Source organism: Ancylobacter defluvii, assembly GCF_018390605.1.
In the GTDB taxonomy this organism is placed as follows: domain Bacteria; phylum Pseudomonadota; class Alphaproteobacteria; order Rhizobiales; family Xanthobacteraceae; genus Ancylobacter; species Ancylobacter defluvii.
This window is the reverse complement of record NZ_JAHBGD010000012.1, coordinates 254,445-277,146: the sequence shown is the minus strand read 5'-3', so window position 1 is coordinate 277,146 and position 22,702 is coordinate 254,445. Positions and strand designations below refer to the sequence as shown.

Genomic DNA, 22,702 nt, shown 5'->3' with positions numbered 1-22,702 from the left:
GCCTCGTTAACCGATGCACCCCGGGCAGGCCGCTGCCGCCCCGGGCGCTCAGCGCTCAGCGCTTGAAGAACGCATCCGCTGCCGCCCGCGACGAGCGCTTGCGCTCGAGCGCCTCGCGCAACCGGGCAATTTCCGCCTCCAGCAGCGCGATGCGCTCCTCGATCTCGACCTCCGACAGGGTGGAAAGGTCGCCGCCGATCTCGTGCGCGGTCGGCTTTATCGCCGGGCGGCTGCTGAAGGGATCGTCCTCGATCATGTCGGGTCTCCTCGCTGGCGATGGCCGGGCCATCTCTCATCAGGCTATCTATTGCGCGCCGGGGTCGGTTGCCAGTGCGGGCGGCATGACTTAACCAGACGGTTCAACAAGTTGCCTGCCCAACAAGAACGCCGCCCTTCCGGCGCTTGCAACCGCGAGGACATCTCCGTGACCGATCTGCCCGCCACCATGACCGCCATCGGCCTGCCGACGCCCGGCGGCCCTGAAGCCCTGGTGCCGGAGACGCGGCCGCTGCCGACGCCGCGCGCCGGCGAGATCCTGGTCAAGGTGGCCGCCGCCGGGGTGAACCGTCCCGATGTCATGCAGCGCAAGGGCCTGTATCCGCCGCCGCCCGGCGCCCCGGACATTCCGGGCCTGGAGATCGCCGGCGAGGTGGTGGCGCTCGGTGAGGGCGTCACCGGCTGGAAGCTGGGCGACAAGGTGTGCGCCCTGGTCTCCGGCGGCGGCTATGCGCAATATTGCCTCGCCGATGCCGGCTCGGCGCTGCCGGTTCCCGCCGGCCTGTCGATGATCGAGGCGGCGGCGCTGCCCGAGACCTTCTTCACCGTCTGGACCAACGTGTTCGATCTCGCCGGGCTGAAGGCGGGCGAGAACTTCCTGGTGCATGGCGGCACCTCGGGCATCGGCACCACGGCGATCCAGCTGGCCAAGGCCTATGGCGCCACCGTGTTCGCCACCGCCGGCAGCGCCGAGAAGTGCGAGGTCTGCCGCCAGCTCGGCGCCGATGTCGCCATCGACTACAAGACCGAGGACTTCGTCGCGGTGATCAAGGAAAAGACCGGCGGCAAGGGCGTCGACGTCATCCTCGACATGGTCGGCGGCTCCTACATCGCCCGCAATTACGAGGCGGCGGCGCCGCGCGCGCGCATCGTGCAGATCGCCTTCATGGAAGGCTCCAAGGTGCAGATCGACTTCATGCGGCTGATGCTGAAGCGGTTGTCGCATATGGGCTCGACGCTGCGCTCGCGCCCCAATGCCGAGAAGGCCGCCATCGCCGCCTCGCTGCGCGAGAAGGTGTGGCCGCTGATCGAGGCCGGCAAGGTGAAGCCGGTGCTCGACCAGGTCTTCCCGCTGGCGCAGGCCAGCGCCGCCCATGCCCGCATGGAGACCAGCCTGCACATCGGCAAGATCATGCTGGAAGTGTGAGGGCCTCGTTCCCGTCAGAGCGCCCGGCTCCCTCTCCCCGAGGGGGAGAGGGGTGGGGTGAGGGGGCTCCACGACTCCGCAATGTTGTCTCCCCTCACCGACCCGCCGCGCGGGCCATCTCTCCACCGGGGAGAGACGCGAGAGAGAAAGCGCGCCGCCGCACCTGCCGCTTTCTCCGCCTCGTTTCCCGGAGCAGGGGAGGTGAAGCCGGGCGCCGGTCCGGGATTCAGGGGGAGACTCTTGGGCAGAATCCCCTGTGTCTCGCACCCGCATCCCCACCCATCCCCGGATAACCTCGTCATCCCTCTTTAAATCCGGCTCCCGCCGTCCTAGATTTGTCATGCGGGGCTGCGAGGTGCGTCAGGAGAACATAATCCCCGGGGCCTTATCGATCTCAAAGGGAGCTGTCCCTGATCGGACCCCTGGGTCCGGACACACGGCGCCCACCTACGCTGTAGGTTCCCGGGATCGATTTCCAACGGCCATCGCGGCTCCGCGCTGATCATCATGACCGTACCCTCGCCATATCTCGACAAGCCGTCCCTGCGCGCAGCGGCGCTCGCCCGCCGTGCGGGGCTGGATCCGCTCGGCCGTGCCGCGGCGTCGGCCCGTGCGGCGTCGCATGCGCTTGCCTGGCTCGGCCCGGTCGAGGGCGAGGTGGTGGCGCTGTTCGCGTCCATCGGCACCGAAATCGATACCGCCCCGCTCGCTGCCGGCCTGCGCGCCGGCGGGGCGCGGCTGGCCCTGCCGGTGGTGGCCGATCCGAAGGCGCCGCTGGTGTTCCGGCTGTGGAGCGCCGAGGTGCCGCTCGTCGAGGTGCCCGGTCCCGGCCGGCTGGTCATCCCGGTGCCGCCGGAAGAGGCGCCGGTGGTGGTGCCGGACGTGCTGGTGGTGCCGCTCGCCGCCTATGACCCGAGCGGTCATCGGCTCGGCTATGGCGGCGGCTATTACGACCGCACGCTCGCGGCGCTGCGGCGGGCGAGGCGGGTCGAGGCGCTGGGCTATGCCTTCGCAGTGCAGGAGCTTCCCTGCCTTCCCGCCGAGCCGCATGATGAGCGACTCGACGCCGTCGTCACCGACGCCGGCATCATCACGGTGACGGCGGAGGACTAAGGCGTGCGCATTCTCTTTCTCGGCGACGTGGTCGGCCGGGTCGGGCGACAGGTCGTGCTCGACGAACTGCCCCGCCTGCGCGCGCAATGGGCGCTCGACTGCGTGGTGGTGAACGGCGAGAACGCCGCCGGCGGCTTCGGCATCACCGAGGCAATCTATGAGGAGTTCCTCGCCGCCGGGGCGGATGCCGTCACCCTCGGCAACCATGCCTTCGACCAGCGCGAGGCATTGGTGTTCATCGAGCGCGCCCCGCGCCTGGTGCGGCCGACCAACTATCCCGCTGGCACGCCGGGGCGCGGCGCGGCGCTGGTGGAGACCCAGTCGGGGGCCCGCGTGCTGGTGGTCAATGTCATGGGCCGCACCTTCATGGACCCGATGGACGATCCCTTCGCCGCCATCGACCGCGAGCTCGACGCCGCGCCGCTCGGCCTGGTCTGCGACGCCGCCATCGTCGACTTCCACGCCGAGACCACCAGCGAAAAGCAGGCCTTCGGCCACTGGTGCGACGGCCGCGCCAGCCTGGTCATCGGCACCCACACCCATGTGCCGACCGCCGATCACCGCGTCCTGCCCGGCGGCACCGCCTATATGACCGATGTCGGCATGTGCGGCGCCTATGACGGGGTGATCGGCATGGACAAGGAAGAGCCGCTGCGCCGCTTCACCCGCAAGATCGGCTCCTCGCGCTTCGAGCCGGCGACCGGGCCGGGCACGCTCTCCGGCCTCGCGGTGGAGACCGATGCCAATGGCCGGGCGCTGAAGGTGGCGCCGGTGCGCCTCGGCGGCCTGCTGGAGCCGGTGGCGCCGTCGTTCTGGTAGCGCCGACGTCGATATGGACCCGCTTTACGGGTGGCCATGCTCTCGCCTATAAGCCGGCCACACGATTTCTCTTGGAATTTCTGACGCAGGGCCGCTCCAACTGGCCCGCGAAGTGGAGGCGGCCATGGCCGGGCATTCGCAGTTCAAGAACATCATGCACCGCAAGGGCAAGCAGGACGCGGTGCGCTCCAAGCTGTTCTCCAAGCTGGCGCGCGAAATCACCGTCTCCGCCAAGCTCGGCCTGCCCGATCCGAACATGAACCCGCGCCTGCGCGCCGCCATCCTCGCGGCCCGCGCCGAGAACATGCCCAAGGACAATATCGACCGCGCCATCAAGAAGGCGGCGGGCGGCGATGCCGAGAATTATGACGAGATCCGCTATGAGGGCTACGGCCCCGGCGGCGTCGCCGTCATCGTCGAGGCGCTGACCGACAACCGCAACCGCACCGCCTCGGAAGTGCGCTCCTACTTCACCAAGTCCGGCGGCTCGCTGGCCGAGACCGGCGCGGTGTCGTTCATGTTCGACCGCGTCGGCGTGGTCGAGTTCGACGCCGCCAAGGCCTCCGAGGACGCGATGATGGAAGCCGCCATCGAGGCCGGCGCCGACGACGTGTCCTCGTCCGAGGATGGCCACGAGGTGGTGTGCTCGATCGAGAATCTGCACGAGGTCGCCCGCGTCCTGGAAGCCAAGTTCGGCGAGCCGCGCAAGTCGGGCCTGGTCTGGCGGCCGCAGAACACGGTGGCGGTGGACGACGAGGTGGCGGAGAAGCTGATCCGTCTGGTCGATAGCCTCAACGACAATGACGACGTGCAGAACGTCTACGCCAATTTCGAGGTCTCCGAGGCGATGATCGCCAAGATGAGCGCCTGAGCGCTCATCATTATGAAGGGTGCATGAGCGCCTGAGCGCTCTTCTTCAGGAAGGGCATATGAGCGCCTGAGCGCTCATCTTCAGGAAGGGCGCATGAGCGCCTGAGCGCTCATCCTCACTGGAGCCTTCCTGAGCGCGCAGGCGCTCATCTTGCCGCGAGATGGCCGGGCCTTGCTTTTCCTCTCCCCATTGGGGAGAGGTGGCCCGCGAAGCGGGTCGGTGAGGGGCTCTAGCGATTGGGAAGCGTTGAAGACCCCTCTCCCCCACGGGGCGAAGGAGCCGCCGGCTCTGCCTTCCCTATGGCCGCAGCAGCGGGTCGAGCAGCGGCACGCTGGCGATCGCCGCCAGCGCGATGATGGCATAGGCGATCAGCCGGAACTGGCGGTCGCTCGCCAGCCTGAAGCCGCGGGCGCCGGCGACCAGACCCAGCGCATAGGTCGGCCCGAGCACCAGCGACAGTTTCATCACCTCGGCGTCGACCAGCCCGCGGCCGAGATAGGCGGTGCCGGAGGCGAGCGTCACCAGCGCGAAGAAGGCGAACAGGTTCGCCCGCACCAGCGCGGCGTTCTGGCCGGTGCCGAGCCAGTAGACCACCACCGGCGGCCCCGAGAGCTGCGCCGCTCCGCCCAGCAGGCCGGACACGGCGCCGATGCCCAGTTTCGCCGCCAGCGACTGCGGCGCCTTGAGGCCCTGTCCGAAGATCAGCAGCATCAGCAGTACCACCGCCAGCGCGGCGATCGCCCAGCGCAGCGCCACCGGGTCGACCTGTTCCAGCACCAGCACGCCGAACGGCACCGCCAGCACCGCGCCGATGGCGAGCGGCGCCACCTGCCGCCAGATGCAGGCGCGCATCGCCCGCAGCACCATCGGCAGCGTGAGCAGGGTGTCGATGATCAGCAGGGTCGGCGCCGCCAGCTTGGGCCCGAACACCGCGCCGACCAGCGGCATGAAGATCAGCGCGCCGCCGAAGCCGGAAAAGCCGCGGGTGGCGCCGGCGAGGAGGGCGGTGGCGATGGCCCAGACGAGGGCCGCGTCGAAGGACATGAACGCACCTGCGCCGAGTGGCACCGCGGCGGGCGCCGCCGGCCGAAAGCGAAACGGCGCCCACGGCGCCATCATCGGCTTGCTAGCGCCGCGCTGCGGGTGGGTCAATCGCCGTTTTTTATAGTTTCGCACGTTCTATCACTTTTGGTGAATGAGCATATCGGCAAAACTCATTTGCCGCCCGGCCGTGCTGCCCCCAGATTGGCAACGAAACATGGCGCGCCGGGTGAGATGGACCGCGCGCCCAACCAGGACTTCTCATGAGCGTTTCCGAACCCTGCGTGCCGGCGGAGGCCGTAGCTGCCGCCCGTGCCGCTTCCGAGCGTAGCGACCGGCTGGTCGGCACCGCTCTCGCCTTGTTCGCGGTCGCCATCTGGGGCGGCTGGATCGTTTCCACCCGCCATGCGGTGGCCGGCCATCTCACGCCCTCGGCGGTCGGCTGGCTGCGTTTCGTGGTGCCGGCGCTGGTGCTGGCGCCATGGTGGCTGAAGATCGGCCTCTGGCCGCGCGGCCGGGTGGTGCCGTTCCTGTTCTGCTTCATGGGCTCGGGCGCGATCTTCTTCCTGGTGGTCGCCAATGCGATGCGCTTCGTGCCGGCCGCCGATGTCGGGCCGCTGCTGCCCGGCACCATGCCGCTGATCGTGGCGGTGATCTCGGTGCTGGCGCTGAAGGAGCGGCTGGGCTGGGTGCGCGCCGCGGGCTTCGTCTGCATCGCGCTCGGCGTCGTCACGCTGGGCGGGCGCGGGCTGCTCAATTCGGCGGATGGCGCCTGGCGCGGCCATCTGCTGTTGCTCACCGGTGCCAGCCTGTGGGCCGGCTACACGCTGGCCTTCCGCCGTACCGGCTTGGACGCCAAGGAACTGGTGGGGCTGATCGGCCTGTGGTCGGCGATCATTCTCACTCCGGTCGGCCTGCCGGGGGTGTTCACGGCGCTGCGCGAGGGCTATGGCGCCGAGGTGCTGCAACTCCTGCTGGTGCAGGGCATCGGTTCCGGCGTGGTGGCGCTGGTGGCCTTCGGCATGGCGATCGAGAAGCTCGGTTCCTCGCGGGCGGCAGCTTTCACCGGTCTGGTCCCGGCACTGGCGGCGGGGCTCGCCGTGCCGCTGCTCGACGAGCATCCGGATATGGCGGCGGTGATCGGCATCGTCGCCACCGGCTTCGGTGTGGTGCTGGCCAGCGGGGCGCTGGTGCCGGCGCGCCGCGGCTGAGAGGGACATACCCTTCCGCGCCATGGCCGGACGTGCCGCGGCCATGGCGTTGTTCACAACAAGGGGCCGGCCGCTCCGGGGACAGTCCAGCCGGCTACTGCTTGATCACGTGCCAGACGCCGTTGCGCCCGTCGCCGGTCGCGTCGCCGGCTTTCCTGTCGCCGGCGAAATAATAGAGCGGCTTGCCGTCATAGGCCCATTGCATGGCGCCGTCCTTGCGCGGCACCAGCGTCCAGCCGGTCTTCATCGCGTCGCCGGACTTGCCGACAAAGGGCGGCCAGTTGGCGGCGCAGGCGTCGTAGCAGCTCGGCATGCCGCCCGTGTCCTTGTCGAACACATACAGCGTCTTGCCGCCGGTGCCGGTGAGCATGCCGGCGGCAGGTGCGGCGCTGGCAAGCAGCGTGGCACCGAGCGCAAGGCCGGCGATGCGGGTGAATGCGGTGATCATGGCGTTTCTCCGGGTGTGGGGCTTGTGGCACTCCCCTTAATCCCGCGTTAACCATGCGCCTGGGCTGTGGCGAAATCGCGAGCTTTCCGGCGGGCCGGACTCTGGCCGTTCGTCGTTTGTTCGGCTACTCCCTAAGATATGGCTCCCACTCCGATTCGCATTCTCGGCCTCGATCCCGGCCTCCGTCGCACCGGTTGGGGGGTGATCGAGGCTGCCGGCACGCGGCTTTCCTTCATCGCCTGCGGCACGGTGCTGCCGCCGGAGGAGGGCACGCTGGCCGAGCGCCTCGCGGTTCTGCATCGCGAGCTCTGCAGCGTCCTCGCCGCCTTCTCGCCCGACGAGGCGGCGGTGGAGGAAACCTTCGTGAACGTGAACCCGGCCTCGACGCTGAAGCTCGGGCAGGCGCGCGGGGTGGTGCTGCTGACGCCGGCCCTGGCCGGAGTGCCGGTCGCCGAATATGCGGCGCTGCTGGTCAAGAAGACGGTGGTCGGCGCCGGGCGGGCAGAGAAGGCGCAGATCCGCATGATGATGAAGGTGCTGCTGCCGCAGGCGGATTTCGAGACCGACGACGCGGCGGATGCGCTTGCGGTCGCCGTCACCCACGCCCAGCATAGGGGCGCGGCGGCATTGCGCGCGCGGTTCGAGGCCAAGGTGGCGGCACGATGACGGGGACGCCATGATCGGCAAGCTCAAGGGTCTGGTCGACAGCACCGGCGAGGACCATGCCATCCTCGACGTGCAGGGCGTCGGCTATCTGGTCCACTGCTCCGGGCGCACGCTGCAGGCGCTGCCCTCGCCGGGCGAGGCGGCGACGCTGTTCATTGAGACCTTCGTGCGCGAGGACATGATCCGGCTCTACGGCTTCACCTCGCCGGCGGAGAAGGCGTGGTTCCTGCTGCTGCAGAACGTGCAGGGTGTGGGTGCCAAGGTGGCGCTCAACGTGCTTTCCGTGCTGTCGCCCTCCGAGCTCGCCAATGCGGTGGCGCTCGGCGACAAGGCGATGGTGGCGCGGGCGAACGGGGTGGGGCCGAAGGTCGCCGCCCGCATCGTCGCCGAGCTGAAGGACAAGGCGCCGGGTTTCGCCGATGTCGATCCGGCGGCCGTCAGCCTCGCCGGCCAGCTCGAGGCCCGCTCCGCCCCCGCCCCGATGGCGGACGCCGTCTCGGCACTGGTCAATCTCGGCTATGCGCAGGTGCAGGCCAGCGCCGCGGTGGCGGCGGCCGTCCGCGAGGCGGGGGAGGCGGCGGATACCGCAAAGCTCATCCGGCTCGGATTGAAGGAGCTGGCCCGATGAGGCGGCAATCCTGCACTCACTGCACAGCCGGGCCGGCGGATCGGCCGCATCGTACACCTCACTGCACTGAGGCGAGGCGGGCCGGCCGATGAGCACGAAGCGGCTGATCGCCCCCGACAAGCGCGAGGAAGACCTTGCGGAGGCCACCCTGCGCCCGCAAATGCTGGCGGAGTTCGTCGGTCAGGAGCAGGCCCGCGCCAATCTCGACATCTTCATCAAAGCGGCCAAGACCCGTGGTGAGGCGCTCGACCACGTCTTGTTCGTCGGCCCGCCCGGTTTGGGAAAAACCACGCTTGCTCAAATAGTTGCGCGCGAACTGGGTGTCGGCTTCCGCTCGACGTCGGGTCCGGTGATCGCGAAGGCCGGCGATCTCGCCGCTCTGCTGACCAATCTCGAGGAGCGGGATGTCCTGTTCATCGACGAAATTCATCGCCTCAACCCGGCGGTTGAGGAGATCCTCTACCCGGCGATGGAAGATTATGAGCTCGATCTGATCATCGGTGAAGGCCCCGCCGCGCGTTCAGTGAAGATATCGCTGTCGAAATTTACTCTGGTCGGTGCTACGACGCGCTCGGGTTTGCTGACTACGCCTTTGCGGGATCGCTTTGGAATACCTATCCGTCTCAATTTTTACACGATAGATGAACTCGAATTGGTGGTGTCGCGCGGCGCCCGCGTGCTGGGCATTCCGATTTCAAAGGATGGAGCGCGCGAGATCGCCCGCCGCGCCCGCGGCACGCCGCGCATTGCCGGGCGGCTGCTGCGCCGGGTGCGGGATTTCGCGCTGGTGGCCGGCAAGGAAATCATCGACCGTGCTGGAGCCGACCACGCGCTCGGTCATCTGGAGGTCGACGCGCTCGGCCTCGACCAGATGGACCGGCGTTATCTTACTGTAATCGCAATGAATTATGGCGGTGGTCCGGTTGGCGTCGAGACCATTGCCGCGGCGCTGTCGGAGCCGCGCGACGCCATCGAGGAGATCATCGAGCCCTATCTGGTGCAGCAGGGCTTCGTGCAGCGCACCCCGCGCGGCCGGGTGCTGACCGCCCATGCCTTCAAGCATATGGGCCTTGCGGTGCCGACGACGGTGAACCAGATGCCGCTGTTCGATGAGGGCGAGTAGGCGAATAAGATCGACGCCGCTGCCCCGCTAATGTAATTCACATTCACATGAACTGGTCCCGAAACGGCGAAACGCGCTCCTACCATCATGGCAACCTGCGGGAAGCCCTGATGCAGGGGACGCTCGACCTCATCGCCGAGAAGGGCATCGCCGGCGTCACCTTCGCCGAAGCGGCGCGGCGGGCAGGGGTGAGTGCGGCCGCGCCCTACCGGCATTTCCGCGACCGCGACGAGCTGATAGCCGCCGTCGCCACCACCGGCTTCGACCGCTTCGCCGAAGCGCTGAAAGCGGCGTGGCAGGAGGGTCGCCCATCACCGGCCGCCGCCTATGAGCGCATGGGGCGCGCCTATCTCGATTTCGCCCGCCACCAGCCGTCCTATTACATCGCCATGTTCGAATCCGGCGTGCCGCTGGAAGCGCATGAGGGATTGCAGGCGGCCGGCGCCGCCGCCTTTGCGGTGCTGCGCGAGGCGGCCGAAGTATTGGTCTCTCACATGCCGGGCCGGCCGCCGGCGTTGATGGTGGCGCTGCATACCTGGTCGCTGGCGCATGGCGTCGCCTCGCTGTTCGCCCGCGCCGACGGCGCCCGCCGCAAGCTGCCGATGACCCCGGACGAACTGCTGGAGGCCGGCTTTCTCGTCTATCTGAAAGGGCTGGGCGGGCCTTCCGACTGATCGGGCAACGCTACGGCATTGACAAAACCTACGGCCGCCTCCATATATGTAAATGTATTTAACATTAACCGGGACGGCAGCCATGGAGCTCGCTTACAAGCTCGACAGTTACGGCAAACCGGCCTGGATCGCGCTGACGGTGCTGGGCTTTATGGCCTGGTGGCCGCTCGGGCTGGCGATCCTGGCCTTTACCATCGGGAGTGGACGTATGGGTTGTGGTGGACGGCGCGGTTTCGCGCGTTGGCAGGAAGAGGGCGGCGAGGCGTTCCGCAACGCTTTCGGGCGCTGGGGACGCGGTATGCCATCGAGCGGCAACCGTGCCTTCGACGAGTACCGTGAAGAGACGCTGCGGCGCCTCGAAGACGAGCAGAAGGACTTCCGCGGCTTCCTCGATCGCCTGCGTCAGGCCAAGGACAAGGCGGAATTCGACCAGTTCATGGCCGACCGCCGTCGCCCGGCGCCGCAGAACCCCGAGCCGCCGGTGGACGGCGCTACGGGGAACTGACCCCGGTCGTCTTCGCATCTGCGTAAAATCTGGCCGCGCCCTTTGTTCACAAGGGGCGCGGTCTCGTTTATGAGGGCGGCATGAATGGACATGAACCTCGCGGGCAAGATCCTCGTGCGCCCAATCTGGATCCCCGCGAGCTCGCGGCGGATCCGTTTCTCCATCTTGCCGGGCGTCTGGTGCCGGGTGGCCATGTGCTGCCGGTGCGCGTCTATTACGAAGACACGGACTTCTCCGGCATCGTCTATCACGCCAACTACCTGAAATTCATGGAACGGGCGCGTTCCGACCATCTGCGCCTCATCGGCGTGGTGCAGGGCGATCTTTTCGGCGAGGCGCTGGCGGAAGCGCCCGGCTTCGCCTTCGTGGTGCGGGCGATGCAACTCGATTTCCTGCGCCCGGCCCGCATCGACGACGTGCTGGAGATCCATACCAGCCCGGTCGAGGTCGCCGGTGCGTCCATCACCCTGCTGCAAAAAGTGATGCGCCGCGGCGAATTGTTGATCGAGGGACGGGTGAAGGTGGCCTTCGTCTCGCAGGGGCGTGCCCGGCGCATCCCGGATTCCTTGCGCGCCGCCATGCGCGCGGCACAGGGCGAGGCGCCGTCGATCTGACCCGCCGGTGTTGCGGTGCCGCAACGCTAACGCGGCATTAACCCTAGCAAGTGCTTAATCAGCGTGGCGTGGGACGTTGGGCGCCCAAGTTTCGTCGGATTCACCGTCGAACAGGGGTAAGGCAAGTGGACGAAAGCCCTCGGCTCCCGTCGGGGCGTGTCCGTTCTTGTCGAATAAGCCGCCGTGGCGTCTGCGCGTGATGCGTGCCGTCCGTCCGAGTGGGCGGGCGGGCTCTGGTGCTTGAGGTTGAGATCATATGAACCCTGCCGATGTAGCGCAAACGGCCATGGCCGCCCCGAGCGCTGATCTTTCGCTGATCGGGCTGTTCCTTCAGGCGCATTTTATCGTCAAGCTGGTGATGGCCGGCCTCGTGCTCGCCTCGATCTGGGTTTGGGCGATCATTATCGACAAGACCATCCTGTTCGCCCGCATGAAGCGGCAGATGGATCGTTTCGAGCAGACCTTCTGGTCCGGCCAGAGCCTCGAGGAATTGTATCGCTCGCTGTCGTCGCGGCCGAACCACGCGATGGCGGCGATCTTCGTGGCGGCTATGCGGGAGTGGAAGCGCTCCTATGAGGGGGGCGCTCGTTCCTTCGCCGGCCTGACCCAGCGGCTCGACAAGGTGATGGACGTTACCGTCGCCCGTGAGGTCGAGCGGCTGGAGGCGCGGCTTCTAGTGCTGGCGACGGTCGGCTCGGCTGGCCCCTTCATCGGCCTGTTCGGTACGGTCTGGGGCATCATGACCGCCTTCCAGTCGATCGCCGCGTCGAAGAACACCAGCCTCGCTGTGGTGGCGCCCGGTATTGCCGAAGCCCTTTTCGCAACGGCAATCGGCCTTATCGCCGCCATCCCGGCGACGATTTTCTACAACAAGTTCGTGTCACAGGTGAACCGGCTGGCGCTGCGGCTGGAGGGCTTCGCTGACGAGTTCTCCGCCATCCTGTCGCGCCAAATCGACGAACGGGGCTGACGCGCATGGGTATGTCGGGAGGCGGAGGCGGGGGCTGGCAGTCGCGACGTTCGCGTCGTCGCGGCGGCGGCGGTGCCGTCATGTCCGAGATCAACGTTACGCCGATGGTCGACGTGATGCTGGTGCTGCTCATCATATTCATGGTAGCGGCGCCGATGCTCACCGTCGGCGTGCCGCTAGATTTGCCGCAGACGCAAGCGCAGGCGGTCTCGCAGGATCGCGAGCCGCTGGTCGTCTCCATAGATAATCAGGGCAAGGTCTTCCTGCAGGACAGCCAAATCTCGGTCGAGGAACTCGTGCCGAAGCTGCAGGCGATCGCCAAGGCCGGCTATGACGAACGTATCTTCGTGCGCGGCGACAAGACGGTCGACTATGGCGCGGTGATGAAGGTCATGGGCCGTCTGTCGGGTGCCGGCTTCAAGCGCGTCGCGCTGGTTTCCGAAGTCGAGCAGGGGAGCTGAGCGGCATGCGCGCGGGTCTCGTCTCTTCGGCCGCCCTTCACATCGGCATCATCGGCTTCATGGCCATCTCCTTCGCGTCTCCTAGCCCCTATGAGATCGTGCAGGAATCCATGCCGATCGACATCGTCTCCGATTCGGAGCTGTCGAAGATGATGGCCGGCAAGAAGGATGCTCCGAAGGCCGAGGCGCCCAAACCGGTGGTGGAGAAGATCGACGCCCCCAAGCAGGCGGAAAATCTCGACGCCAAGGTCTCGGAAAAGCCCGAGATCAAGGCGGCGAAGGAAGCCGCGGCACCTCCTCCTCCCCCGCCGCCACCGCCTGACGCGAAACCCGAGCCGACGCCGCCTCAGCAGCAAGCGGAGGCCAAGCCACCGGAGCCGAAGCCGGCGCCGCAGCAGCCGCAGGCGAAGCCCGAACCGGCGCCGCCTAAGGACGCCGAATCGATGGCAGCCAAACCGCCGGAGCCGAAGAAGGACGAGCCGAAGCCGGCGCAGACGGCCCAGGCCGCGCCGCCTCCGCCGCCGGCTCCACCGAAAAAGCCGAAGGACATTCCTCCCAAGGTGGTGCAGGCGCCGCCGAAGGAGCAGCGCGACTTCAATCCCAACCAGATCGCGGCGCTGCTGAACAAGCAGGATCCCCGGCGCCAGGCCGCGCTTGGCGACACGATGAACTCGATGGCGTCCTTGGGGGCGACCCGTGGTGATGCGAACTCGCTCTCGCAAACCGAGATCGACGCGCTCCGCGCCTATATCCGCCAGTTCTGGTCGCTGCCGGCAGGCGGCGTGGATGTCGAGCGGATCACGGTGTCGATCCGCTTCATTCTGGGCCCCGACCGTCGGCTCCAGGGCGCTCCGCAACTGGTGGAAGTCCAGAGCGCGGGGAACCCCTATGCCAAGGTCGTCCAGGAGACGGCGATGCGCGCCGTCAATCTGGCCGCCCATCAGGACAACCCGTTTCCGATGCTGCGGCCGGAAAAATATGAAACTTGGCGGGATCTGACGGTCGATTTCAATCCTTCCATGCTGAATTACTGATAGGACCGCTCGTCCGAGGTCGAGATCTAATGATGACGTACAAGAATCCGGAAGGTTGCGACCTCATCGGTCGGAGGTCGGTGGTGGCCGGGATGGCCGCTCTCGGAGGGGGCCTGCTCATCCCCAGTCGCAGCCAGGCGGCTCTGCGTCTCGACGTCACCTCCGGCTCGGTCCAGCCGCTCCCCATTGCCATCACGGAATTCGTCGGCGGTGGCAGTGCGCAGGATGCCGAGGCCGGCAAGGGCGTGACCCAGATCATCACCGCCGATCTGCGCCGTTCCGGTCTGTTCGCGCCGATCGACCCTGCGGCCTTCGTCGAGAAGATCACCAATCCGGACGCTTCGCCGCGGTTCCAGGACTGGCGGGTGATCAACTCGCAGGCGCTGGTGACCGGTCGCATGACCCGCCAGCCCGATGGGCGCGTCAAGGCGGAGTTCCGCCTGTGGGACGTGTTCGCCGGCCAGCAGCTGATCGGCCAGCAATACTTCACCCAGCCAGAGAACTGGCGCCGCGTCGCCCATATCATCGCCGACGCGATCTATGAACGCCTGACCGGCGAGAAGGGTTATTTCGACACTCGCATCGTCTTTGTCGACGAGAGCGGCGCGAAGGAAAAGCGGATCAAGCGGCTCGCCATCATGGACCAGGATGGCGCCAACGTGACTTACCTGACCCGCGGTGACGACCTCGTGCTGACGCCGCGCTTCTCGCCGACCAGCCAGGAAATCACCTATATGAGCTATGGCCGCGCCGAGCCGCGCGTCTATCTGCTCAATATCGAGAACGGCCAGCGCGAGGTGGTCGGAAACTTCCCGAATATGAGTTTCTCGCCGCGCTTCGCGCCGGACGGGCAGCGGGTGATCCTGTCGTTGCAGCAGGGCGGCAACTCCAACATCTTCGTCATGGACCTGCGTTCCAAGGCGACGACGCGGCTCACCGACACCTCGGCGATCGACACCGCACCCTGCTATTCGCCGGACGCCTCGCAGATCTGCTTCGAGAGCGATCGTGGCGGCACGTCGCAGATCTACATCATGAACCCGGACGGCTCGAACCAGCATCGCATCTCCTTCGGGGAGGGGCGCTATTCGACGCCAGTGTGGTCGCCGCGCGGCGACGTGATCGCCTTCACCAAGCAGGGAGGCGGTCATTTCGCCATCGGTGTCATGCGTCCCGATGGGTCGGGCGAGCGCATTCTGACCGAGGGGTATCACAATGAGGGGCCCACCTTCGCGCCCAATGGCCGGGTAATCATGTTCTTCCGCGACCCCTCCGGGGCGGCGGGGCCGCAACTCTATTCGGTCGACATCACCGGCTATAACGAGCAGCGCATCCCGACCCCGAGCTATGCGTCCGATCCGGCGTGGTCGCCGCTGCGCTCGTGACCGGCGCGCTACGCCGGGCCGCAGCGTTAGGACTTGATTAACCATAATGGGCGGTTTCGACGATCCGCCCGATTTTGGCGTTTCCAGCAAGGTTTCGTAAAGGTTGACGGAACCTTCGATTAACCAGATGAGTGCTAGATCGGGTTCGCCCCGGTCGTGGGGATTGAGGAGTTGAGCGGAATGATCCGTATGTTGCGCCATATCGGCGGGGCACGTGTCGCCCTTGTTGTCGGTCTTGCTATGCTTGCGGCCGCCTGCGCCAAAAATCCGATGGACGGGCAGGGTGCCGGCATGGGCCAGCTTGGCTCCGCGCCTGCGGGTAGTCCGCAGGAGTTCATCGTGTCGGTCGGCGACCGCGTGTTCTTCGAGAGCGACCAGTCCGATGTGTCGCCTCAGGGGCGGGCGACGCTGGACAAGCAGGCGCAGTGGCTCGCACAGTATAATCGCTATACCTTCACCATCGAAGGTCATGCCGACGAGCGCGGCACGCGCGAGTACAACATCGCGCTCGGCGCCCGCCGCGCCCAGAGCGTGCGTGATTACCTCGCCAGCCGCGGCATCGATGGCAACCGCATGCGTACCATCTCCTACGGCAAGGAGCGCCCGGTGGCGGTGTGCAACGACATTTCCTGCTGGTCGCAGAACCGTCGCGCGGTCACGGTGCTGAACGCCACGGGTTCTTGATCCGGGCGGCTCGCCGCCATTCCCAAGCCCGGTCGGCGCTCTGCTCCGGCCGGGTTTTCTTTTGTGCGCCAGGCTGACGGCAGGTCAAATTTTGGACGCGATCGAGCCGGTATGTTCAAATGGTTCGGCGCTGTGCTTCCGGCCGGCGCCGCTTGTCATCGAGGCCAGTACCCTTCGCCATGATTCCGTTCACCGCGCGTCTGTCCACCGTTTTCGCCTGTGTCGCCCTGATCATGGCGGCACCGGCCGTCGATACCGCCTTCGCCCAGGCGGATAATAATTTCTTCGGCAATATCTTCCGGCCGCCGGGCCAGGTGCGTCCCAACAACCAGCCGGCCCAGCCGGTGGAGATACCCGACGAGGGAATCTCGGTGCGCATCGACCGCATCGAGAACCAGCTGCGGCAGATGACCGGCATGATCGAGCAGCTGCAGTATCGGAACCAGCAGCTCGAGACGCAGGTCAAGCATCTGCAGGAGCAGCTCGACATGCGCATGAGCGGCGGTGCAGCTCCGCGGGCGCCGTTGACCGAACCGGGCGCGGCGCCGACCCAGCCGGGCCGCCGTTCCGATGCCTTCGATCCCTCGCAGCAGCCGGCGGCGCCGGGTGCGCCGCGTCCGCTCGGCACCACGCCGTCCTCGGCGCCGGGCGGCGGTAACGCGCCGATGGATCTCGGCAGCCTGTCGGGTGCAGTGGCGGGCGGCGGCCAAGTGGCGACGCTGCCGCCATCCGGCAGTTCCAAGGATCTGTATGATCTCGGCGTCGGCTATCTGCAGCGGCAGGATTACGCTCTGGCATCGCAGACCTTCAAGGGCTTCGTGCAGAAATATCCGAATGACCGGCTGCTGCCGGACGTTTATTACGGGCTCGGCGAGGCGGATTATTCGCGACAGTCCTACAAGGAAGCGGCGCAGAGCTTCCTGAAAGTGTCGGCCGACTATCCCAATGCGGTGAAGGCACCCGACGCGCTTCTGCGCCTCGGTCAGTCGCTGGCGGCGATCGGCGAGAAGGATGCCGCCTGCGCGACGCTCAATGCCGTCAACAACAAGTACCCGCGCGCCTCCGCCTCCATCAAGCAGGGAGTGGAGCGGGAGCAGAAGCGTGCCGGCTGCTGATAGCAGATCGGCCGGCGATTTCTCGCCCGGCGCGGAGTGGAGCGTCGAACGATTGGCGTCTTTATTCGCCTGCTTTCTCCCGCATAGTACGGTGCTGCTGGCCGTTTCGGGTGGCCCGGATTCCACTGCGCTGATGCTGCTGGCGGGGCAATGGCGTAGCGCCATTGCCCGTGGTCCAATTTTGCACGTGGCCAGCGTGGATCACGGCTTGCGCCCCGAAGCCGCGGATGAAGCAGTGGCTGTAGGCCGCCTGGCGGCCTGCGTCGGACTGCCGCATGATGTTTTACATCTGGATGCGCCGCTTGCCGGCGGCGGCTTGCAGGAAGCGGCACGCACCGGCCGTTATGCCGTGCTGGCCGCCCACGCGCGCGCCATCGGTGCGACGGCGATCGCCACCGCCCACACGCTCGACGATCAGGCGGAAACAGTGCTGTTCCGCTTGATGCGCGGTTCCGGTCTTTCCGGCCTTGCCGGCATGCCGGCCGAGCGTCCGATGCACGACGTTGCCCTGCTGCGCCCGCTGCTCGGGCTGCGCAAGGACGACCTGATCGCCGCTTGCCGTCGCGCCGGGGTCGACTTCGTCGAGGATCCTTCCAACCGGGACCCGCGCTTCGCCCGCGCCCGGCTGCGGCTACTGCTGCCGTTGCTGGAAAAGGAAGGACTTGGCGCCGACCGGCTGGCGCGTTTCGCCGCCCGGGTCGCCCGCGCCGATGCGGCACTGGAGGTTGCGGTGGACGAGGCCGCGGGACGGTTGCTGGCAACAACGTCGCCCGCCACGTTCCGCCTGTCGCGTCCCGCCTATCTGGATCTTCCCGACGAGATCGGCCTGCGCCTGCTGGGACGGGCAATCCGCGCCACCGGCACCGAAGGGGCGCCGGAGCTCGGCAAGCTAGAAGCGCTGCACGGATGGATTCGCGCCGGTGGCACCGGAGCGCGTACGCTGGCCGGCGTGCTGCTGCGCGTCACCTCCAAGGCGATAGTTGTCACCCTGGCGCCGGCCCGCCGGCCTGCCGGCAAGGCTTCTGACGTTAATTTGCATGGAGGGGCAAAGATGGTTTCGGTGGTGCATCTTGGCAAGGATCGAGGCCGGACCTAAATTACGATACGATAAAGGGAGGGCCGCCAGCGCCGGCGGCACCCAGCGCCGGGCGTAATCCGGCGCCGAAAGGACCATGATGAACGCCAATATTCGGAATTTCGCCCTCTGGGTGATCATCGTTCTCCTGCTGCTGGCGCTCTTCTCGCTGTTCCAGAATCCGGCGCAGCGTCAGGCCGCAAACGACATCAGCTTCTCCCAGCTCCTCAACGAGGTGGATCAGGGCCGTGTGCGCGACGTCGTCATCCAGGGGCCGGAGATTACCGGTGCCTTCACCGACGGACGCACCTTCCAGACCTATTCGCCCAACGATCCCTCGCTGGTGCAGCGCCTCTACGGCAAGGGCGTGTCGATCACCGCCAAGCCGCTGACCGACAATGTCCCGTGGTTCGTGAGCCTGCTGATCTCCTGGCTGCCGTTCATCGCGCTGATCGGCGTGTGGATCTTCCTGTCCCGGCAGATGCAGGGCGGCGCCGGCAAGGCGATGGGCTTCGGCAAGAGCCGCGCCAAGCTGCTGACCGAGGCGCATGGCCGTGTCACCTTCGAGGACGTCGCCGGCATCGACGAGGCCAAGAGCGACCTTACCGAGATCGTCGAGTTCCTGCGTGATCCGCAGAAATTCCAGCGGCTCGGCGGGCGCATCCCGCGCGGCGTGCTGCTGGTCGGCCCTCCCGGCACCGGTAAGACGCTGCTCGCCCGCGCCATCGCTGGCGAGGCCAATGTGCCGTTCTTCACTATTTCGGGCTCCGACTTCGTCGAGATGTTCGTCGGCGTCGGCGCCAGCCGCGTGCGCGACATGTTCGAGCAAGCGAAGAAGAACGCGCCGTGCATCATCTTCATCGACGAAATCGACGCGGTCGGCCGTCATCGCGGCGCCGGTCTCGGCGGTGGCAATGACGAGCGCGAGCAGACGCTGAACCAGTTGCTGGTCGAGATGGACGGCTTCGAGGCCAATGAGGGCATCATCCTGATTGCCGCGACCAACCGTCCCGACGTGCTCGACCCGGCGCTGCTGCGTCCCGGCCGCTTCGACCGTCAGGTCATCGTGCCGAACCCGGACGTGGTCGGCCGCGAGCAGATCCTGAAGGTGCATGCCCGCAAGATTCCGGTTGCCCCGGACGTGAACCTCAAGGTGATCGCCCGCGGCACCCCCGGCTTCTCCGGTGCCGATCTCGCCAACCTCTGCAACGAGGCCGCTCTTATGGCTGCCCGGCGCAACAAGCGCATGGTGACGATGAGCGACTTCGAGGACGCCAAGGACAAGGTGATGATGGGAGCGGAGCGTCGCTCGCTGGTCATGACCGAGGACGAGAAGATGCTGACCGCTTATCACGAAGGTGGTCATGCCATCGTCGCGCTGAAGGTGCCGGCGACCGATCCGGTGCACAAGGCGACCATCATCCCGCGCGGTCGCGCGCTCGGCATGGTCATGCAGCTGCCGGAGCGCGACAAGCTGTCGATGTCCTACGAGCAGATGACCTCGCGCCTCGCCATCATGATGGGCGGGCGCGTGGCGGAAGAGCTGATCTTCGGCCATGACAAGGTCACCTCCGGCGCCGCTTCCGACATCGAGCAGGCCACCCGCCTCGCCCGCATGATGGTCACGCGCTGGGGCTTCTCCGACAAGCTCGGCCAGGTTGCCTATGGCGAGAACAATGACGAGGTGTTCCTCGGCATGTCGATGCAGCGTCAGCAGAACGTTTCCGAAGCCACGGCGCAGACCATCGACAGCGAAGTGCGGCGCTTGGTCGATGAAGGCTATGTCGAGGCAACACGCATCCTGACCGAGAGCAAGGACCAACTCGAGGCGCTGGCGCGTGGGCTTCTCGAATACGAGACGCTGTCGGGTGACGAGATCATCAACCTGCTCGATGGCCATCCGCCGGTGCGTGATACCACGGTGGAGCCGGCCAATGTGCGCGGATCGGTGGTGCCGAGCGCCGGCAAGAACCGGCCACCCCGTCCCGATGCCGGCATGGAGCCGCAGCCGCAGGCGTGACAGGTATCGTTTGCATGCCACGAAACCCCGGCCTCGTGCCGGGGTTTTTGTTTGCGCCGCGGCGAGGGGCATCCTGGAAGGCGCCGCAACGCGGGTATTCGTTGGCGAAAGAAACGCTTACACTTTGTGAAGCCTCTTCGGCCATGTTGAATGCTACATGGGCACAATGGAGGAAGCGCGTGAGCGAATCCTTCTACGTTATTTAACGGATACGCGCTGGGCCAGCGTGCAGCCTGACAGGCCGGAGACCTTTGATGACGCGCAAATATTTTGGGACGGACGGCATTCGCGGCCGGGCGAACGGCGTCATTACTCCGGAACTTGCCCTGCATGTGGGTATGGCGGCGGGCCTGGTGTTCCAACGAGGCGAGCACCGCCATCGCGTCGTCATCGGCAAGGACACCCGCCTGTCCGGCTATATGATCGAAAACGCTCTGGTGGCCGGCTTCACCTCGGTAGGCATGGACGTGCTTCTGCTCGGCCCGATGCCGACACCGGCCGTCGCCATGCTGACCCATTCCATGCGCGCCGATCTCGGCGTCATGATCTCCGCGTCGCACAATCCGTTCGACGATAACGGCATCAAGCTTTTCGGCCCCGACGGCTACAAGCTGTCCGATGCCATCGAGGCGGAGATCGAGGAACTGCTCGGCGCCGACATGTCGGCCAAGCTCGCAGCACCGATCAAGATCGGCCGCGCCAAGCGGGTCGAGAGCGTGCATGCCCGCTATATCGAGTTCGCCAAGCGCACACTGCCGCGCAATCAGTCTTTCGACGGCATTCGCGTGGTGGTCGACTGTGCCAATGGCGCCGCCTATCGCGTGGCACCGGAGGCGCTGTGGGAACTGGGCTGCGACGTCGTGACCATCGGCGACAAGCCGGACGGATTCAATATCAACCGCGAGGTCGGCTCCACCTCGCCTGAGGCGCTGATGGCCAAGGTGCGCGAAGTGCGCGCCGATATCGGCATTGCGCTCGACGGCGATGCCGATCGGGTGCTGATCGTCGACGAGAAGGGCCATCTGGTCGATGGCGACCAGTTGATGGCGGTGGTCGCGGCGAGCTTCAAGGAAGACGGCCGTCTTTCGCGCAACGGTGTCGTTGCCACGGTGATGTCCAATCTCGGCCTAGAGCGGTATTTCCACTCCCTCGGCCTGTCGCTGGAGCGCACCGCGGTTGGCGACCGCTATGTGCTCGAGCACATGCGCGCGCATGGCTTCAATGTGGGTGGTGAACAGTCCGGTCATATCATCCTGTCCGACTATTCCACCACCGGCGACGGCCTGGTGGCGGCGCTGCAGGTGCTGGCGGTGGTGCAGCGTCTCGGCCGGCCCGTGTCCGAGGCGTGCCACCGTTTCGATCCCTTGCCGCAGATTCTCAAGAATGTCCGTTACAAGGCCGGCAAGCCGCTGGAGATCGACAGCGTGCAGAAGGCGATCGCCGCCGCCGAACTCAAGCTCAACAGCCATGGACGCCTGTTGATTCGTCCCTCGGGCACCGAGCCGGTCATCCGTGTCATGGCCGAGGGCGACGATCGCGACCTCGTCGAGTCCGTGGTGAACGATGTCGTCGACGCGGTGGCGGCGGCGGCCTGAGGACTGCTTTCGCTACGCTCGGCTCAGTTGTTGGTCCGGTGCAGCAGCCCGCGATAGATTTCGTCGTCGTCGCACAGGCCGGCCAGCCGGCCGAGATTGTCGACCAGCAGGATCGGCAAGGTCGTGTGCTGCTTCAGTTCGATGGCGGCTCTCAACTTCAGGTCGACCGGGGCGACGATGCCGTCGCACAGGCGCGCCGCTTCGTCGTCAATGCGGCCGGCCTCACCATCGGCGACGGCGAGCCGTCCCTCGCGCCCATCGAGATCGAGGCTGACCGGGCGGTTCTCCTCGTCGACCCGCAGGCGGATGCGCCCGGCGCCGTCCAGCATCACGTTCGCCCCCTCGCGCGGCAGGGAGGCCGCCGGGCGCATCACCGCCGTGCCGCGCAACACGTTGAGCGGGTTCATGTGCTTCACGAATTCGGCGACATAGGCATTGGCCGGGCGCAGCAGGATGTCCTCCGCGGTGCCGGCCTGCACGATGCGCCCGCCTTCCATGATGGCGATCTTGTTGCCGAGCTTGAGTGCCTCGTCGAGATCGTGGCTGACGAAGACGATAGTCTTGTGGATGCGCCGTTGCAGGTCGAGCAATTCGTCCTGCAACTTGTCGCGGATCAGCGGATCGAGTGCCGAGAACGGTTCGTCCATCAACAGGATGTCGGCGTCGGTGGCGAAGGCGCGGGCGAGGCCGACACGCTGCTGCATGCCACCGGAGAGTTCGTGGGTGAACTTGCCGGCCCAGTTGGTCAGCCCGACCATGGCAAGTTTCTCATCGACGATGCGCGTGCGCTCCGCGACGCCCATGCCGCGTAATTCCAGCCCGAAGCCGACATTGTCGCGTACCGTGCGCCAGGGCAGCAGGCCGAACTGCTGGAACACCATGGAGACGGTGTGCATGCGCAGGTCGCGTAGCGTCGCCTCGTCACAGCGGGCGACGTCTACCAGCTGCCCGCTGTGCTCGACGAATACCTCGCCGCGGGCGACCTCGTTCAGCCGGTTGACGGCGCGCAGGATGGTGGACTTGCCTGAACCGGACAGGCCCATCAACACGCAGATCTCACCGCGCTCGATGGCGAGATTGACGTCGGCAGCGCCGAGCACGGCGCCGGTCCTGCCAAGGATCTCCTCGCGGTTGCGGCCCTCGTCGATGAGCTTGAGCGCACCCTTCTGGTCGGCGCCGAACACGATGTCGACATGACGGAATTCCACGGCGGGCATGGCGCGATCT

General features: G+C 66.6%; 24 protein-coding genes and 1 other RNA gene. 21 read left to right on the top strand and 4 right to left on the bottom strand.

Annotated features, from left to right (window positions below):
• Positions 1 to 55: 55 nt before the first annotated feature.
• Positions 56 to 256, bottom strand: coding sequence for a DUF1192 domain-containing protein (locus KHC24_RS09150; protein WP_213362899.1), 201 nt, complete (start codon positions 254 to 256; stop codon positions 56 to 58).
• 168 nt (positions 257 to 424) lie between these two features.
• Here KHC24_RS09150 and KHC24_RS09145 point away from each other — a divergent pair, with 168 nt between their 5' ends.
• From KHC24_RS09145 to KHC24_RS09125, 5 genes are all read left to right on the top strand, one after another.
• Positions 425 to 1,423 carry an NAD(P)H-quinone oxidoreductase gene (locus KHC24_RS09145; protein WP_213362898.1) on the top strand — a complete coding sequence of 333 codons (999 nt, stop codon included), beginning with the start codon at positions 425 to 427 and terminating at the stop codon, positions 1,421 to 1,423.
• A gap of 342 nt (positions 1,424 to 1,765) precedes the next feature.
• Positions 1,766 to 1,921: non-coding RNA, 6S RNA (gene ssrS / locus KHC24_RS09140), on the top strand.
• 9 nt (positions 1,922 to 1,930) lie between these two features.
• Entirely contained in the window at positions 1,931 to 2,536 is a 606-nt protein-coding gene (locus KHC24_RS09135) for a 5-formyltetrahydrofolate cyclo-ligase (protein ID WP_213362897.1), read from the top strand.
• Between the two features lie 3 nt (positions 2,537 to 2,539).
• The gene (locus KHC24_RS09130) at positions 2,540 to 3,355 is read left to right on the top strand and encodes a TIGR00282 family metallophosphoesterase (protein WP_213362896.1); all 816 of its coding nucleotides are present in this window, start codon (positions 2,540 to 2,542) and stop codon (positions 3,353 to 3,355) included.
• Positions 3,356 to 3,479: 124 nt separating this feature from the next.
• Complete coding sequence (locus tag KHC24_RS09125; protein ID WP_213362895.1) at positions 3,480 to 4,226, top strand: YebC/PmpR family DNA-binding transcriptional regulator; 747 nt, start codon at positions 3,480 to 3,482, stop codon at positions 4,224 to 4,226.
• A 297-nt stretch (positions 4,227 to 4,523) separates the two neighbouring features.
• On the opposite strand, the gene KHC24_RS09120 is transcribed toward KHC24_RS09125, so the two are convergent.
• Positions 4,524 to 5,270, bottom strand: coding sequence for a sulfite exporter TauE/SafE family protein (locus KHC24_RS09120; protein WP_213362894.1), 747 nt, complete (start codon positions 5,268 to 5,270; stop codon positions 4,524 to 4,526).
• Between the two features lie 260 nt (positions 5,271 to 5,530).
• Here KHC24_RS09120 and KHC24_RS09115 point away from each other — a divergent pair, with 260 nt between their 5' ends.
• Positions 5,531 to 6,478: a DMT family transporter gene (locus tag KHC24_RS09115; RefSeq protein ID WP_213362893.1), complete on the top strand. Its 948-nt coding sequence runs from the start codon at positions 5,531 to 5,533 to the stop codon at positions 6,476 to 6,478.
• 94 nt (positions 6,479 to 6,572) lie between these two features.
• On the opposite strand, the gene KHC24_RS09110 is transcribed toward KHC24_RS09115, so the two are convergent.
• A complete protein-coding gene (locus KHC24_RS09110; protein ID WP_213362892.1) occupies positions 6,573 to 6,926 on the bottom strand; it encodes a COG4315 family predicted lipoprotein in 354 nt (117 codons plus the stop codon).
• A 138-nt stretch (positions 6,927 to 7,064) separates the two neighbouring features.
• Here KHC24_RS09110 and ruvC point away from each other — a divergent pair, with 138 nt between their 5' ends.
• The 15 genes from ruvC to glmM all read left to right on the top strand — a co-directional run bounded on the left by ruvC (position 7,065) and on the right by glmM (position 21,475).
• Positions 7,065 to 7,592, top strand: coding sequence for a crossover junction endodeoxyribonuclease RuvC (ruvC, locus tag KHC24_RS09105; RefSeq protein ID WP_213362891.1), 528 nt, complete (start codon positions 7,065 to 7,067; stop codon positions 7,590 to 7,592).
• Between the two features lie 10 nt (positions 7,593 to 7,602).
• Complete coding sequence (gene ruvA / locus KHC24_RS09100; RefSeq protein WP_213362890.1) at positions 7,603 to 8,220, top strand: Holliday junction branch migration protein RuvA; 618 nt, start codon at positions 7,603 to 7,605, stop codon at positions 8,218 to 8,220.
• Between the two features lie 88 nt (positions 8,221 to 8,308).
• Positions 8,309 to 9,343, top strand: a complete 1,035-nt coding sequence (gene ruvB / locus KHC24_RS09095; RefSeq protein WP_213362889.1) for a Holliday junction branch migration DNA helicase RuvB — start codon at positions 8,309 to 8,311, stop codon at positions 9,341 to 9,343.
• A 47-nt stretch (positions 9,344 to 9,390) separates the two neighbouring features.
• Positions 9,391 to 10,017, top strand: coding sequence for a TetR/AcrR family transcriptional regulator (locus tag KHC24_RS09090; RefSeq protein WP_213362888.1), 627 nt, complete (start codon positions 9,391 to 9,393; stop codon positions 10,015 to 10,017).
• Positions 10,018 to 10,099: 82 nt separating this feature from the next.
• Complete coding sequence (locus KHC24_RS09085; RefSeq protein ID WP_213362887.1) at positions 10,100 to 10,522, top strand: DUF2852 domain-containing protein; 423 nt, start codon at positions 10,100 to 10,102, stop codon at positions 10,520 to 10,522.
• Between the two features lie 80 nt (positions 10,523 to 10,602).
• On the top strand, positions 10,603 to 11,136 hold the full coding sequence (gene ybgC / locus KHC24_RS09080; RefSeq protein WP_213362886.1) for a tol-pal system-associated acyl-CoA thioesterase: 534 nt from the start codon (positions 10,603 to 10,605) through the stop codon (positions 11,134 to 11,136).
• 256 nt (positions 11,137 to 11,392) lie between these two features.
• On the top strand, positions 11,393 to 12,106 hold the full coding sequence (tolQ, locus tag KHC24_RS09075) for a protein TolQ (RefSeq protein ID WP_213362885.1): 714 nt from the start codon (positions 11,393 to 11,395) through the stop codon (positions 12,104 to 12,106).
• Positions 12,107 to 12,111: 5 nt separating this feature from the next.
• A complete protein-coding gene (gene tolR, locus KHC24_RS09070) occupies positions 12,112 to 12,567 on the top strand; it encodes a protein TolR (RefSeq protein WP_213362884.1) in 456 nt (151 codons plus the stop codon).
• Between the two features lie 110 nt (positions 12,568 to 12,677).
• Entirely contained in the window at positions 12,678 to 13,601 is a 924-nt protein-coding gene (locus KHC24_RS09065; protein ID WP_246546428.1) for a cell envelope biogenesis protein TolA, read from the top strand.
• A gap of 32 nt (positions 13,602 to 13,633) precedes the next feature.
• Positions 13,634 to 14,986, top strand: a complete 1,353-nt coding sequence (tolB, locus tag KHC24_RS09060; RefSeq protein ID WP_213363018.1) for a Tol-Pal system beta propeller repeat protein TolB — start codon at positions 13,634 to 13,636, stop codon at positions 14,984 to 14,986.
• A gap of 180 nt (positions 14,987 to 15,166) precedes the next feature.
• Positions 15,167 to 15,670 carry a peptidoglycan-associated lipoprotein Pal gene (pal, locus tag KHC24_RS09055; RefSeq protein ID WP_213362882.1) on the top strand — a complete coding sequence of 168 codons (504 nt, stop codon included), beginning with the start codon at positions 15,167 to 15,169 and terminating at the stop codon, positions 15,668 to 15,670.
• A gap of 179 nt (positions 15,671 to 15,849) precedes the next feature.
• Entirely contained in the window at positions 15,850 to 16,785 is a 936-nt protein-coding gene (ybgF, locus tag KHC24_RS09050) for a tol-pal system protein YbgF (RefSeq protein WP_213362881.1), read from the top strand.
• Entirely contained in the window at positions 16,772 to 17,881 is a 1,110-nt protein-coding gene (gene tilS, locus KHC24_RS09045) for a tRNA lysidine(34) synthetase TilS (RefSeq protein WP_271180489.1), read from the top strand. The genes ybgF and tilS overlap by 14 nt, the downstream gene beginning before the upstream one ends.
• A gap of 79 nt (positions 17,882 to 17,960) precedes the next feature.
• Positions 17,961 to 19,880, top strand: a complete 1,920-nt coding sequence (gene ftsH, locus KHC24_RS09040; RefSeq protein WP_213363017.1) for an ATP-dependent zinc metalloprotease FtsH — start codon at positions 17,961 to 17,963, stop codon at positions 19,878 to 19,880.
• Between the two features lie 254 nt (positions 19,881 to 20,134).
• Positions 20,135 to 21,475, top strand: coding sequence for a phosphoglucosamine mutase (gene glmM, locus KHC24_RS09035; RefSeq protein WP_213362879.1), 1,341 nt, complete (start codon positions 20,135 to 20,137; stop codon positions 21,473 to 21,475).
• A 23-nt stretch (positions 21,476 to 21,498) separates the two neighbouring features.
• Here the strand turns inward: glmM and choV are convergent, their stop codons facing one another.
• Positions 21,499 to 22,692: a choline ABC transporter ATP-binding protein gene (choV, locus tag KHC24_RS09030; RefSeq protein WP_213362878.1), complete on the bottom strand. Its 1,194-nt coding sequence runs from the start codon at positions 22,690 to 22,692 to the stop codon at positions 21,499 to 21,501.
• Between the last annotated feature and the right edge of the window lie 10 nt (positions 22,693 to 22,702).

Coding starts and splice junctions, on each gene's coding strand:
- ftsH (WP_213363017.1), top strand. CDS start 17,961: ATGAACGCCAATATTCGGAATTTCGCCCTCTGGGTGATCATCGTTCTC.
- tolB (WP_213363018.1), top strand. CDS start 13,634: ATGACGTACAAGAATCCGGAAGGTTGCGACCTCATCGGTCGGAGGTCG.
- KHC24_RS09065 (WP_246546428.1), top strand. CDS start 12,678: ATGCCGATCGACATCGTCTCCGATTCGGAGCTGTCGAAGATGATGGCC.
- tolQ (WP_213362885.1), top strand. CDS start 11,393: ATGAACCCTGCCGATGTAGCGCAAACGGCCATGGCCGCCCCGAGCGCT.
- ybgF (WP_213362881.1), top strand. CDS start 15,850: ATGATTCCGTTCACCGCGCGTCTGTCCACCGTTTTCGCCTGTGTCGCC.
- KHC24_RS09085 (WP_213362887.1), top strand. CDS start 10,100: ATGGAGCTCGCTTACAAGCTCGACAGTTACGGCAAACCGGCCTGGATC.
- KHC24_RS09135 (WP_213362897.1), top strand. CDS start 1,931: ATGACCGTACCCTCGCCATATCTCGACAAGCCGTCCCTGCGCGCAGCG.
- KHC24_RS09110 (WP_213362892.1), bottom strand. CDS start 6,926: ATGATCACCGCATTCACCCGCATCGCCGGCCTTGCGCTCGGTGCCACG.
- pal (WP_213362882.1), top strand. CDS start 15,167: ATGATCCGTATGTTGCGCCATATCGGCGGGGCACGTGTCGCCCTTGTT.
- ybgC (WP_213362886.1), top strand. CDS start 10,603: ATGAATGGACATGAACCTCGCGGGCAAGATCCTCGTGCGCCCAATCTG.
- KHC24_RS09150 (WP_213362899.1), bottom strand. CDS start 256: ATGATCGAGGACGATCCCTTCAGCAGCCGCCCGGCGATAAAGCCGACC.
- KHC24_RS09120 (WP_213362894.1), bottom strand. CDS start 5,270: ATGTCCTTCGACGCGGCCCTCGTCTGGGCCATCGCCACCGCCCTCCTC.
- KHC24_RS09115 (WP_213362893.1), top strand. CDS start 5,531: ATGAGCGTTTCCGAACCCTGCGTGCCGGCGGAGGCCGTAGCTGCCGCC.
- choV (WP_213362878.1), bottom strand. CDS start 22,692: ATGCCCGCCGTGGAATTCCGTCATGTCGACATCGTGTTCGGCGCCGAC.
- KHC24_RS09125 (WP_213362895.1), top strand. CDS start 3,480: ATGGCCGGGCATTCGCAGTTCAAGAACATCATGCACCGCAAGGGCAAG.
- glmM (WP_213362879.1), top strand. CDS start 20,135: ATGACGCGCAAATATTTTGGGACGGACGGCATTCGCGGCCGGGCGAAC.
- tolR (WP_213362884.1), top strand. CDS start 12,112: ATGGGTATGTCGGGAGGCGGAGGCGGGGGCTGGCAGTCGCGACGTTCG.
- KHC24_RS09090 (WP_213362888.1), top strand. CDS start 9,391: ATGAACTGGTCCCGAAACGGCGAAACGCGCTCCTACCATCATGGCAAC.
- ruvA (WP_213362890.1), top strand. CDS start 7,603: ATGATCGGCAAGCTCAAGGGTCTGGTCGACAGCACCGGCGAGGACCAT.
- ruvB (WP_213362889.1), top strand. CDS start 8,309: ATGAGCACGAAGCGGCTGATCGCCCCCGACAAGCGCGAGGAAGACCTT.
- ruvC (WP_213362891.1), top strand. CDS start 7,065: ATGGCTCCCACTCCGATTCGCATTCTCGGCCTCGATCCCGGCCTCCGT.